The sequence below is a fragment of the Cellvibrio sp. BR genome (assembly GCF_000263355.1).
Taxonomy (GTDB): Bacteria; Pseudomonadota; Gammaproteobacteria; order Pseudomonadales; family Cellvibrionaceae; genus Cellvibrio.
In genome coordinates this window covers 100,397-112,767 of record NZ_JH668205.1, presented here as the reverse complement: position 1 = coordinate 112,767, position 12,371 = coordinate 100,397, and the positions used below count along the sequence as shown (strand labels likewise).

Genomic DNA, 12,371 nt, shown 5'->3' with positions numbered 1-12,371 from the left:
TTAATTAGTTTTTATTTTGCAATAAAAAACCCGAACCATTTCTGATTCGGGTTTTTGTTTTGTCACACCGCGTTTAAAAACTTAAACGTTGTAAGTGGTCGATGCGGTGTTGCCGCCGCGGCCGGTCCAGTTGGTGTGGAAGAATTCACCGCGTGGTTTGTCGGTGCGCTCGTAGGTGTGCGCGCCGAAGTAGTCGCGCTGGGCTTGCAGCAGGTTAGCTGGCAAGCGGGCAGTGCGGTAGCCGTCGAAGTAGGTCAGGGCAGAAGTGATTGTTGGGGCGGGGATGCCGTTCACAATCGCTGCGGCAGCAACACGACGCCAGCCAGCTTGAGCGGCATCAACAGTCTTCGCGAAGTAATCATCCAACAGCAGGTTTTTCAATTCAGGATTCTTGTCGAATGCTTCTTTGATGTTGCCGAGGAAAGATGAGCGAATGATACAGCCGCCGCGCCACATTAAGGCGATGCCGCCGTAGTTCAAATGCCAGCCGTATTCTTTGGCGGCTTCGCGCATCAGCAAATAACCCTGTGCGTAAGAAATAATTTTTGATGCAAATACCGCGTTGCGCAAATCGTTGATAAAGGCTTGTTTGTCGCCAGTGAAATTCACCGCTGGGCCTTTAATGACTTTTGCGGCTTCAACACGTTCTGCTTTTTGTGATGACAAGCAACGCGCAAATACCGCTTCAGAAATCAGGGTGAGCGGCACACCCAAATCCAGTGCAATTACACCAGTCCACTTGCCAGTACCTTTTTGACCAGCGGTGTCGAGGATTTTCTCAACCAGAGGTTCGCCGTCTTCGTCTTTATACGCAAGGATGTCGCGGGTAATTTCGATCAGGTAGGAATCGAGTTCGCCTTTGTTCCACTCGGCAAATACTTCGTGCATTTCGTCTGCGCTCAGGCCGACCACTTCTTTGAGCAGTTGGTAGGCTTCACAGATCAATTGCATATCGCCGTATTCGATACCGTTGTGTACCATCTTCACAAAGTGGCCAGCGCCGTTTTCGCCAACCCAGTCGCAGCAAGGTGAGCCATCATCCACTTTGGCGGAGATGCTTTGGAAAATGTCTTTTACAAATGGCCAGGCTTCGGGTGAACCGCCGGGCATGATGGATGGGCCAGTCAACGCGCCTTCTTCACCACCGGAAACGCCGGTGCCGATAAAGCGCAAACCTTTGCTCGCCAAATAAGCGGTGCGACGGTCGGTATCGGGGAAGTGGGTGTTACCGCCGTCGATAATAATATCGCCAGCTTCCAGGTGTGGAATCAGTTGTTCGATGAAATCGTCTACTGCTTTACCAGCCTTAACCATCAGCATAATTTTGCGTGGCTTAGCGAGTGACGCTACCAATTCTTCAATCGAGCGTGCGCCGCGAATGGTTTTACCTGCAGCGCGGCCAGCGATGAAGCTGTCTACTTTTTCTACTGAGCGGTTGTAAGCGGTAACTGTATAGCCTTTGCTAGCCATGTTCAGGATGAGGTTTTCGCCCATCACGGCCAAGCCAACCAAGCCTATATCGGAAAGTGGTTTCATAGTAGTAATAGCCTATCGTTGTGGTTGATGTCCTACCCGGGAGAACCTTGCAACAGGGGCAGTTCCGGCAGCGAATGTCACCAAACTGTGATCCTGCGGCGTTCAGGGAGCAGTGATTGACCGATTTCAATCCTTATAGTGCAGTTCTTGATAACTGTATCTGTCCAGCCTGCCGCACTTTTTGAAGGGTGCGTATTATTCCTGTTTGCGCGCCAAAAAAATAGCCGACCGGCCCATTCTTCTGGCTATTTTGGCGATTGATTGTGGCAATGCTCCTCCTTTGAGTTCTGAAATTGGCGCATGACAAGGTGGCAAGGTGTGGCCTATAGTTGAGGTTGCATGAGAACCTCGGAGAATCAGCATGAGTTTAAAAGCGACGTCGGTTAGATTGGATGATGAAACCCTTGAGCGGGTGGGAAAGATGGCAGAGGCCATGGATAGGCCACGCGCTTGGTTGATGGCGCACGCAATCAAGCAGTTTGTAGAGCGTGAAGATTGGTTTATTCGCGAAGTAGAAAAAGGTGTGAGCGCGGCTGACAAGGGCCAGTTGGTTGATCACGCGGAGCTTAAAGCCAAATGGGAGGCCAAGCGTGCAACTTAAATGGACTGATTTAGCGGAAAAGGATTTGGACAATATTGAAACCTACATCGCCACCGAAAACAGCCCTCTTGTCGCGGTGGATGCTGTGCTTAAAGTGCTCAATAGTTGTGAATTGATTTTATCCAATCACCCTCAAGCAGGTCGCCCCGGTCGAGTCAGCGGTACGCGCGAGCTGGTGATTAACGGCATCCCATTAATCGTCGTCTACCGTATTGTTGATCGGTTGGATCAATTGCAAATTTTGCGTGTATTGCATGATGCGCAGCAGTGGCCTGTGGGTGATTAATCCTCGCGTTTGATTTTCCGTTTGCGCCGCCGCTCAGGCTTGGCCTGTTGCGCCAACGCCCACTCGATATGTTCTTGTACCAACTCTGAGCAAGACTCTTTTTTGGCGGTTAATGCCGCAACAATCCGTGCATCACTCGGCGCATTGCCCAAGCCCACGGCGATATTGCGCAGCCAGCCTTCATAGCCTACGCGGCGAATGGCGGAGCCTTCGGTTCTTGCTAAAAACTCGTCTTCGGTCCAATTAAACAGGTCGACCAAATCGCTATCGGCCAAGCCGTGGCGGGGTAAAAAATCGGTCTCGCCACTGAATTGCGCGTATTTATTCCAAGGGCAGATGGCTTGGCAGTCGTCGCAGCCGAAAATGCGGTTGCCGATGGGTTCGCGGAATTCTTCGGGAATTGCGCCTTTGTTTTCGATAGTTAAATAGGAGATGCAGCGGCGTGCGTCCAGTTCGTAAGGGCGGGGAAATGCGTCGGTGGGGCAGACTTTTAAGCAAGCGGTGCATTCACCGCATTGATTTATTTGCTCGGGTTGATCAATCGGCAAGGGCACGAAGGTGTAAATCTCGCCGAGGAAAAACCAACTACCTGCGTCGCTATTAATAATGAGGGTGTGTTTGCCCGTCCAGCCCAACCCGGCTTTTTCGGCCAGCGGGCGTTCCATTACTGGTGCGCTATCCACAAAGGCCCGGTTTTGGCCTTTAAGGGGCCCATTGTCTTTGAAAGGATGGTCTTCTGGCAGCGCATCATCAATTTTTTGCGCCAGAATACTCAGGCGTTTGCGGATGAGTTTGTGATAATCCCGCCCTAGGGTGTAGCGCGAAATATAGGCTTTGGTCGGGTCTTTGAGGATTTTGATTTGCTGGGTGTCGCCGGGTAAATAATCCATGCGCACGGAAATGACCCGCACCGTGCCGGGCAACAACTCTGCCGGGCGCGAGCGTTTATTGCCGTGGGCGGCGAGCCAGTCCATGCTGCCGTGATACCCCTTGGCCAGCCATTCCTGCAGGCGATCTTCTGCCTCGGCCAAATCGATATCGGTAATGCCCACCTGCTGAAAGCCCAGTTCGCGGCCCCAGAGTTTGATGTTGTCGGCAAGTTGATGGAGATCGAGTGAGCTGGACATGGTTGGCGCGTCAAAAGAAAAGTGCGTCATTTTGCCTGAAATCAGACGCCGTTACATTTTTAAACAGTTGAGTTGGCCGGTATTCAGGCTCAGCCGCTATAGTGCACTTCGTTTATCAAGCTTGTTTGTTAATTTGGTCGGTCAAAAAAAGGAGTCACCTGTGAAAGTAAATCATCGTTTTGGATTGTGGGCGCTGTTGAGTGCTGCTGCGCTGCTGAGCGCTAATGCTATGGCTACACCGCTGCCGCAACAGCCGCATGTGTACGTAGAGGGAGCGGCCGAGTTGGAAGTCGAGCCGGATATGATGGTATTTACCCTGAGCATTCAAACCGTGGATCTGGATTTGGCCAAAGCCAAGGCCGATGTGGATGCACGTTCCCGTTTGCTGATCGACACCCTGAAAAAGTTTGGCGTGAAAGCTGATGACATCGCGACTACCGCGTTGAACATTCGCCCCGAATATGACTACAAAGACAATCAGCGTGTATTGACCGGCAATAACGTATCGCGTCAGGTGGATATTAATTTACGCGATTTAAAAAAATATCCCGAACTGATGAAAGCCCTCGTCGATGCAAAAGTGTCTGAAACCATCAACACCCAATTGACTTTGAGCGATAAAAAATCGGTTGAAGAAAAAGTGCAGACGGCGGCAATGAACGATGCCAAAGCCCGCGCGAGTCGCTTGGCTAAGGCCCAGGGCAGAGTGGTGGGCGACCCATGGTCCATTTCTGAATTTAATAATCGCGGCAATGAGCGCTGGGAACTGCGGCCTAATCGCGAGTTGATGGGCAGTTCTGCCAAGCTTGAGATGGTTCGTATGAGCGATTCCGCTGAACCCTTTGAGCCGGGGGTGATGAAAATTACTGCCCAGGTTTATGTGGTTTATTTGCTCAAATAAGCGCGCGGTTTTAAAAAAGTAGTTATAAAAACTGGCACCTAACGCGTGCCAGTTTTTTTTGCATTCGTTTTCATTGGTTTTTTCTGTTTCTTTTCGCGTCAGATTATCCGGCGCTCTCTATACTCAAGCAGTTACAGACATAATTTTCTGTTTATAAATAAGATAAAAATCAGATGTCGTCCCGGTATTTTGCTTGAGGTCACTATGCTTACTCGTCCAATCAATTGCTGCGCAATTACCCTGTTATCCTGCTGTGTGCTGGCCTTGCTCGCGCTATCGCCCACCAGTTTGGCACAGCAAACTAAACGTATTACGGTTATGCCAGCCATCACCGATATAGATCGCTATTCCGTGCGCATGTTGACCCTGGCCTTGGCACGCGCTAACACCCAATATGAAATTATCCCCGACGCTGACGGCGGCCACCGCACCCAGGGGCGCTATATAGAAGATCTGCGGGCCGGGCGCATTGATGTGATGTGGGCCGCTTCTGATGCGAGCATTGAGGCGCAGGTGCCACCGGTGCGTATTCCCCTGTTAAAAGGCTTGCTGGGGCATCGCATTTTTTTAATTCACAAAAATAGCCAGCATAAATTCGATGCGGTAAATACGCTCGATGATTTAAAGAAATTAAAACTCGGGCAGGGCTCCACCTGGGCGGATACCAATATTTTGGAGAGTAACGGCCTCACGGTGGTGAAAACCCAAAAATACGACAACCTGTTTTATATGCTCGACGGTGGCCGCTTTGATGCGTTTCCGCGGGGTGTGCAGGAACCCTGGGGCGAGGTCAATAAAATTCCCGGGCTGGAGTTGGCGGTAGAAAAGCGGTTGATGTTGGTTTACAAAATGCCATTTTATTTATTTGTGGCGCCTGACAACCAAGCGCTGGCTCGGGATATCGAAAATGGTTTCAATGCGATGATCGCTGATGGGACTTTCGATTATGAATTTTTGAACGATCCTTCAATTAAAAAAGTTATTGACTTGGCCGACCTGAAAAACCGTAAAGTATTTTATTTGGATAACCCGGCGTTGCCCAAAGCCACACCGGTTGATCGCCCTGAACTGTGGCTGGATATTAATAGTTTGTAATCACGTCATGCGCTGCGTTTACTACTGATTTAAAATTCCATTCGCTGTTTCAGCTCGCGTGCTTGCCGGCGCGAGCTGATCACCTCGGTCTTGTCCTGCATCACAATCATCAAGCCATCGCCAATCCAGGGTTCGATGCGCTGGATAAAATTTAAATTAATCATTTCCTGACGATTAGCGCGAAAAAACACCGTGTCATCCATTCGAGTTTCCACATAATTCAGCGAGCGCGGCAAGAGTGCACTCTGCGTATTGAAAAACACTCTCACATAATTTCCCTCCACTGCGACGCGGCTGATATCGCGAAATTTAACAAAGTGGCAGTGTTCACCCTCGCGGATAAAAACATGCTCGCTGGCGGTTTTGGGTGTGTGGGTTGGCGCTGAAATGTTTTGAGTCTGCTGGGTCAGTTTTTCCAGTGCGGCAGTCAACCGTTCCTGCGTTACCGGCTTTAATAAATAATCCAGTGCATTCACTTCAAAGGCGCGCAAGGCGTGCTGTTCATAGGCCGTGGTGAAGATGACCTTGGGGGTGTAATCGCATTGTTCGAGCAGGTCAAAACCGCTGCCATCGGGCAAGTTAATGTCGAGTAACAATAATTCCGGTTGTATTTCATTGATGAGTGCGATTGCAGATTGCACATCGCCCGCTTCCCCCGCCATCACATACTGGGCATGTTCCGCTAATAAGCCACACAATTCTTTGCGCGCCAGGCGCGAGTCATCAACAATAATTACTTTCATGTTCTAGTTCCAATTTTTTAGACCGGCAAACTTTTTTAGAGCGGTAAACGCACGCGGGCGATAATATTTTCGCCTAATTGCAAATCAAGTTTTGTACTCTCGCCAAAGGCAAGCGCTAACCGTTCACGCGCATTCGCCAGACCAATACCATTGCCTTGGTGTAGCGCCGGTAATTCCGCCGCAGGATTCTCCACTTCCAATAACCACTCGCTATTATTCAGTCGCTGCGCGCGCAGGCTTACCAAACCACCGGAACGACGTGCAGCAATACCGTGTTTGATTGCATTTTCTACCAGTGTTTGTACCAGAAGGGGCGGCACTTTGGCATCCAACAGCGAATCATCAATCACCAATTCATATTGCAAACGCTGTTCAAATTGCAAGGCTTCCAGTGCGAGATAACCGCGCACCCAATCCAGCTCTTCACGCAGCGGTACCGTGACATGCGCCTCCGCTTGTAACAAGCCTCGCAGTAAAGTGGCCAGGTCAGCCAAGCCTTGGCGCGCTGCGTGCGGATCTTCCAAAATTAATGCGCGCAGATTATTGAGTGAGTTAAATAAAAAATGAGAATTAATCTGGCTGCGTAAAAACTGCAATTCAATTTCGCGCAGTTTCGCCTGATCGCGCCAGTGGGCAATTTCTATCTCGCGCCGTTTTTTGAATTCGCTGCGCAGTAAATAGAGAACCGACCAGAGTATTAACATAATGGTGGTGTTAATGCTGTAGCCGATAAAACTGCCTGCGCTCACGGGCTGAATACCTGAGGAGGCAGTGGGAATAAATTGCAGTGTTGTATAAATAAATGCATGCAAAACCAACTGGACGACCATCGCCGCCAGCGGTAACAGCCAGAGTAAATGCAGGCATATTTTTACAAGCGAATAGGTAGGTTGAAAACGCTGATAAAGCGCGCGTAAGCCGTGGCTTGCGCCTCCCAGCAATAGCGATAAAACAATAAAAATCCCAACTGCAAACCCCGAAACGCTACCCCAGGCACTGATGAATAGGATATTCATCAGTAGGTAGCTGCCCCAAAAAAATAATTGCGCCAGTAAATACTGGCGCGAGTAATTAGTGATATGGCCTTGATTCATTTTGCGCTCAAAAATTCGCTTATTTGTTGGTTGACCCAGTTGCCATCATCCCAGGTTAGAAAGTGGTAGCCGGTGTCGGACATGCGTATATCAACATTCTTCAGTTTTTTATACTGCTGTTTATAAATGCCAGCGGTACTGTCTTTGGTTGAACCGTAGGTTTTATAAGCTGCCCATGCACCCAATACCAACGTGGGTTGTTGGATTGCGGCAATATCGTTGCGCAGATCGGCGGTCATGAGGGCGACCATTGCTTGTGTCGTGGTTGTGCGGTCGCTACTTTTGCTCCACTCGATTAATAGCGGCAAATGCGCCGGATTATTACTCATACCTTGCATATGCGCTGCTGCACTTTTTTCATAATCTGCTTGGCTTTGGTTGTTCATCATCGCGCGCATTTGCTCTGCTTGTGGGCGCATCAGCTCGGCGGTCAACGCGGGATTTTGAATCGCCGGGTAAAACGGCAGCGCATCGACAATCACTATTTTATCAATCAGTTCTGGCGCTTGCAGCGCGAGCATCAAACTGAGCGTGCCGCCCAAACTATGCCCCACTAGAGTTACCTTGTGTAATTTATGCGTGTTGATATACACCAGAAGTTCATCGCGCATGGCGACTAAAAAATCCTGTTGCAAATCCGGTACTGCAGGGTGACCCGCAAAACCGGGTAACTGCAACAAATGGCATTGATAGTTTTGTTGGAAGTAATTGCAGGTAGCGCGAAAGGTTTCTTTGCCGCTGTTGAGGCCCGGAATAAAAATTAGCGCTGGACCAGTACCTTTGGTTTCAGCCGATAATGCACTCTTGGGTTTATTGGACGGTATTGTTTCGCCGTAACTTTGATTGGACGACAACACACTTGCCAGAACGGCAATGATGATCGCGGTGAGTACGCCCATGTTCAACCCACTTCTTTTTTTGCACAACATATATTGCTCCCTAATTCTGACGTTGATTTGATTAACTCAACATCACTCTATGAGCAGTACAAAAGACGCGGGGCAGGTTTCGTGGCAATGGTTGTACACCGTGGCTAGCGGTCAAAATGGTTGTTGAGCGGCGCGCTAGAAAATAGGGGTTGAGGCAACCGACTAATCGGCACAACGCTGCGCAATAAATTCCTTCCATTCCACAATATCGGTTCCGGCGGAATCAAACAGGCTCAAACCAATCAAAAAGTCGCCATCATCGCCGTAGGGGCGACACCATTTCACTTCAGTGACCAATAAAAATTGCCGGTCACTCGCGGCATCGCGAATACAGCAGCGCAAAATATTGTCGGTGGGTACAGCTTGCGGTGCTATGGCGCGCAGGCCGTTGGCGGAAATATCCAGGCTGTTGCTAACCACCAGTGTGGGCTCGCTGTCGGCGGGGCTGTCGAGTTCAATAATTACCGTGAGTTGATTGTTCAGGCGATATTCCTGACGCTGCTCTTCCGGTTGTTTTTCCTGTTGCTCCGGCGAATGTTTTTGTGTCTCGTTATTATTCATAGTGATCTTCCTGTGCACCGCTAGGGTTAATTGTTATAGCGCGGGTTAATTGACATCGCGACGTAAACCGCGAATCACTTTGGCGAGTTGTTCTTCAAAGTTGTCACCGTTGCGCAACACTTTTAACTCGCCACTAATCAGTTGTTGCACCAGTTGTTCGCGGCTGTATTCGGCAACTTTGCGCCCAACCTGATCAGCGAAAATATATTTGCCCGTGGCACCAATAATCACCGAGAGTTTGGCGCGCAGGCCGGGGGCGGTGCTGGCGTTATTAATTTCCAGCCAGGCACCTACTTGTAACTCATTTGCCGTTGTCGCTGCTGTCTGTTCACGTTGCAGGGCTTCTGCGGCTTGCGCTGCTTCCCGCTCGCGGGTGAGGCGCGCTTGTTCGGCGGCTTGTTCAGCGGCGCGGCGCTGCTGTTCGTTGGCGAGCAAACGGGCTTCGGCCATGGCCTTGTGCGCGGCGGCCTGGCGTGCGTCCAACTCGGCTTGCAGGCGCGCTTGCTCCGCCTGACGCTCGCGCTCAGCCGCTTCCTTCAGTGCTTCTTGCTCCGCCATAAAGGCGCGCACGAGTGCTTCGGCTTTTTGTTTTTGTTTGAGCAGTTGGACTTTTACGCACTGATTAGCTTGAGTAATGAGTGCTGTGAGTTGCTGCTCAATAATCATTCCCAGCGGTGTTAACTGCAATGGCTGGGCGAGACCGGTGGAGAGGCAGAGAGCAAAATCCTTATTGGTTTTGCTCATTACCTTGCGCCCAGTGTGATCGACAAATAGCAGTTGGTCGAGGTTGGCATCCTTGAGTGCCAATTTGCAGCGAATCGCCTCCTGATCATCGCCGCGCATCACAATCCAATCGCCCAGCTTCACCGTTTCGGTGGCCTGTAGTAGCGCCAGTGGTACCTTGGTCTTGGCGGTGGTTTGACCGTCGGGCAGCGGCAGCGCGGGGAAGAGGGCGATCTCTTGTGGCTGCTTTTGTATCGCCATCATCAAGCACTGGCTTAGCTGGTCGACTAGCTGTTGGTAGGCTTGGGTGTTGCTGGTGGTGTGTGCAAGGCTGCGCTCCAGTTCAGTGAGCAATGCCGGAATTTGGCTATAGAGCTGTTGATCATCAACCTGAATATTGCCGTGTGAAAAGAGTTGCCCCAGTGAGGGCAGGATGCGCTGCCAGTGCACCCACAGTGGCAGTTCGCTCAAGGCGGCGGCTGGCGTATTGAACGCCCAGTATTGCAGTTCGCTTTTGAGGCTGAGGGTGATGGCTGAATGCAGATCGAGTGGCAGTGGGCGCTGCGCCAGATGATTATTGATCAGTGTCACTACCCGTGTTTGCGCGAGTGTAAGCTTCTGGTTGCCCAGTTCGGTTTCGCATAGGCGACTCTCCAGCAGTGCGGCGCGTTTGTCTTCACTGGCGAGCCACTGGCTAAATTCGCTTAGTGCACTCTCGGGAGCGGTTTTGTTTTGCCAGTGCGCCATCAGGGTATTGAGGAGACTACTGATTCGATCATAGAACTGCTGGCTGGGTTTGGCATCGCGCGCATACCAGTGACTGGCGGCGGGCAGTATCGATTCCAAGGTGCGGCGCAAAGGGTGATTGATGTCGCTGTAAAAGCGGTCGTCCTGTGCAATTTGTGCGACCAGAGCAGTTTCAACAGCGGCAAACAGGGGCAGTAGTTGCAGATCCAACTGTGGTTGGGCAATTAGCTGGCGATAGACCTGAGTCGCCAATTCCTGACGTAGCTCGTCTGGCGTTCTTGTATCGATCGTTTTATCGCTGGCGGCCGGAGTGTTGGCGAGGGTGGCAAGGGCGTCACCGAGTTGATTGCCATCACCGCGCAAAATAGCCTGTACATCAAAACTGGGCATGGGGGTCTCTTGGTATCTGCTGCGGCCTTCAATATAGCCAATTCACCGGCGTTCTGCCTTAACCCTTGTGAAGCAAGTTGCGTATAATCGCGCCTCATTCAAGTTGCCCCTATTTTTTGCTGCCCAGGCTGACCCTTTCATGAAAATTATCGCCAGTTCGTCCCTGCTTTATACCGCCGCTGAAACCTACGCGCTAGATGCGGCTGCTATCGCCAGCGGTATTCCCGCGATCCAGCTAATGAAGCGTGCAGGGAGAGCGGCCTATGATTTGTTGCTGGAGCGCTTTCCATCGCCCGCCCGCGTCACGGTTTACTGCGGTGGCGGCAATAACGGTGGCGATGGCTACATTCTGGCGGCGCTCGCCGCCCAGCGGTTAGTGCCGGTGCATGTAATACAGCTGACTCCCGCGGATAAGCTAAGTGGCGAAGCGCGCCAGGCGTATGACTTTGCCGTGCAAGAAGGTGTGCTCATGCAGGTTTTCACGGCTGCCAGTGCGCCTGCGGAGGGTGTGATTGTGGATGCACTGCTGGGCATTGGCCTACGCGATGCACCGCGTGCGGAATTTGCGGCGGCGATTGAACAGATCAACGCCAGTGGTTTGCCGGTGTTGGCGTTGGATATTCCCTCTGGCCTACATGCCGATACCGGTGCCGTTGCCGGTGCGGTAGTCAACGCCAGCCTGACCCTGACTTTTATCGCCACCAAGCGCGGCCTGCTCACGGGGCGCGGCCCGGCAGTGTGTGGTGAGTTAGTGCTTGCTAATCTGGATGTGCCTGAAGCGACTTACACGGCGGCATCGCCCAGTGCCGAACGTGTGCAATTGGCAGAGTTGCAAGGCTTGCTCGCACCGCGCGCGGCCGATGCGCACAAAGGCGATTTTGGCCATGTGATGGTGATTGGTGGCGATACCGGCTATGGCGGCGCGGCGCTGATGGCGGCAGAAGCGGCAGCGCGTTCTGGTGCCGGTTTGGTGAGTATCGCCACGCGCCCCGAACACATCCCGGCAATTCTTGCTCGTCGCCCGGAGATTATGGCTTGCGGTGTGGTTTCCGGTCAGGAGCTGGAACCGCTGCTAGTGCGTCCAACCCTGTTGGTGGTCGGACCCGGTCTTGGTCGCTCGCCGTGGTCGGAGCAGATGTTGCAGCAGGCAGTTAAAAGTGGCCTGCCCATGGTGCTGGATGCGGATGCACTTAACATCCTCGCCGAAGGTCGTGTGGTGCCGGCGAGCGTTAAACGCGACAACTGGGTATTCACACCTCATCCCGCTGAAGCCGCTCGTTTGCTAGGCATCACCACCGCGGAAGTTCAAGCCGACCGCTTCGCCGCAGTACGGGCAATCCAAGTCCGTTACAACGCCACAGTCATTCTTAAAGGTGCTGGCAGTTTGGTCGCCGCCAGTGGCGATAAGATCGCGGTGGTCACCGACGGCAACCCCGGTATGGCTACCGGCGGTATGGGTGATGTGCTCTCTGGTATTCTCGGCGCGCTTATCGCCCAAGGCCTGAGTCAGCCAGATGCAGCACGGTTAGGCGCGGTAGTGCACGCCTGCGCCGCAGATTTGGCGGCTGATGATGTGGGGCAGCGCAGCCTGCTCGCCACCGACTTGATCCCCTATTTGGGCGAATTGCTCTAAGGAGT

At 52.0% G+C, this 12,371-nt stretch carries 12 protein-coding genes; 5 read left to right on the top strand and 7 right to left on the bottom strand.

Translation table 11 applies throughout. The annotated features are described in order from the left end of the window. Positions 1 to 81: 81 nt before the first annotated feature. The gene (gene gnd / locus O59_RS17590; RefSeq protein WP_007645070.1) at positions 82 to 1,536 is read right to left on the bottom strand and encodes a decarboxylating NADP(+)-dependent phosphogluconate dehydrogenase; all 1,455 of its coding nucleotides are present in this window, start codon (positions 1,534 to 1,536) and stop codon (positions 82 to 84) included. Positions 1,537 to 1,897: 361 nt separating this feature from the next. On the opposite strand from gnd, the gene O59_RS17585 reads away from it, so the two are divergent. Together O59_RS17585 and O59_RS17580 are read left to right on the top strand one after the other, a co-directional pair. Further along, positions 1,898 to 2,137: a CopG family ribbon-helix-helix protein gene (locus O59_RS17585; RefSeq protein WP_007645066.1), complete on the top strand. Its 240-nt coding sequence runs from the start codon at positions 1,898 to 1,900 to the stop codon at positions 2,135 to 2,137. Then, positions 2,127 to 2,423 carry a type II toxin-antitoxin system mRNA interferase toxin, RelE/StbE family gene (locus tag O59_RS17580; protein ID WP_007645064.1) on the top strand — a complete coding sequence of 99 codons (297 nt, stop codon included), beginning with the start codon at positions 2,127 to 2,129 and terminating at the stop codon, positions 2,421 to 2,423. The genes O59_RS17585 and O59_RS17580 overlap by 11 nt, the downstream gene beginning before the upstream one ends. Here the strand turns inward: O59_RS17580 and queG are convergent. Then, positions 2,420 to 3,550, bottom strand: coding sequence for a tRNA epoxyqueuosine(34) reductase QueG (gene queG / locus O59_RS17575; RefSeq protein ID WP_007645062.1), 1,131 nt, complete (start codon positions 3,548 to 3,550; stop codon positions 2,420 to 2,422). The genes O59_RS17580 and queG overlap by 4 nt on opposite strands. A gap of 160 nt (positions 3,551 to 3,710) precedes the next feature. On the opposite strand from queG, the gene O59_RS17570 reads away from it, so the two are divergent. After that, positions 3,711 to 4,451 (top strand): SIMPL domain-containing protein, encoded by a 741-nt coding sequence (locus O59_RS17570; RefSeq protein WP_007645060.1) that lies wholly within the window; start codon positions 3,711 to 3,713, stop codon positions 4,449 to 4,451. 204 nt (positions 4,452 to 4,655) lie between these two features. After that, the gene (locus tag O59_RS17565) at positions 4,656 to 5,546 is read left to right on the top strand and encodes an ABC transporter substrate-binding protein (RefSeq protein WP_007645058.1); all 891 of its coding nucleotides are present in this window, start codon (positions 4,656 to 4,658) and stop codon (positions 5,544 to 5,546) included. Between the two features lie 29 nt (positions 5,547 to 5,575). Here O59_RS17565 and O59_RS17560 read toward each other — a convergent pair whose 3' ends face one another. From O59_RS17560 to O59_RS17540, 5 genes are all read right to left on the bottom strand, one after another. After that, positions 5,576 to 6,289 carry a LytTR family DNA-binding domain-containing protein gene (locus O59_RS17560; protein ID WP_007645056.1) on the bottom strand — a complete coding sequence of 238 codons (714 nt, stop codon included), beginning with the start codon at positions 6,287 to 6,289 and terminating at the stop codon, positions 5,576 to 5,578. 35 nt (positions 6,290 to 6,324) lie between these two features. Continuing rightward, positions 6,325 to 7,383 (bottom strand): sensor histidine kinase, encoded by a 1,059-nt coding sequence (locus O59_RS21150; RefSeq protein WP_007645054.1) that lies wholly within the window; start codon positions 7,381 to 7,383, stop codon positions 6,325 to 6,327. Further along, a complete protein-coding gene (locus O59_RS17550; protein WP_050977106.1) occupies positions 7,380 to 8,312 on the bottom strand; it encodes an alpha/beta fold hydrolase in 933 nt (310 codons plus the stop codon). The genes O59_RS21150 and O59_RS17550 overlap by 4 nt, the downstream gene beginning before the upstream one ends. 162 nt (positions 8,313 to 8,474) lie before the next feature. Then, complete coding sequence (locus O59_RS17545; protein ID WP_007645050.1) at positions 8,475 to 8,873, bottom strand: PilZ domain-containing protein; 399 nt, start codon at positions 8,871 to 8,873, stop codon at positions 8,475 to 8,477. 45 nt (positions 8,874 to 8,918) lie between these two features. After that, positions 8,919 to 10,733 carry a DUF1631 family protein gene (locus O59_RS17540; protein WP_007645048.1) on the bottom strand — a complete coding sequence of 605 codons (1,815 nt, stop codon included), beginning with the start codon at positions 10,731 to 10,733 and terminating at the stop codon, positions 8,919 to 8,921. A 139-nt stretch (positions 10,734 to 10,872) separates the two neighbouring features. On the opposite strand from O59_RS17540, the gene O59_RS17535 reads away from it, so the two are divergent. Then, complete coding sequence (locus tag O59_RS17535) at positions 10,873 to 12,366, top strand: NAD(P)H-hydrate dehydratase (protein WP_232283107.1); 1,494 nt, start codon at positions 10,873 to 10,875, stop codon at positions 12,364 to 12,366. The last annotated feature ends 5 nt before the right edge of the window (positions 12,367 to 12,371 follow it).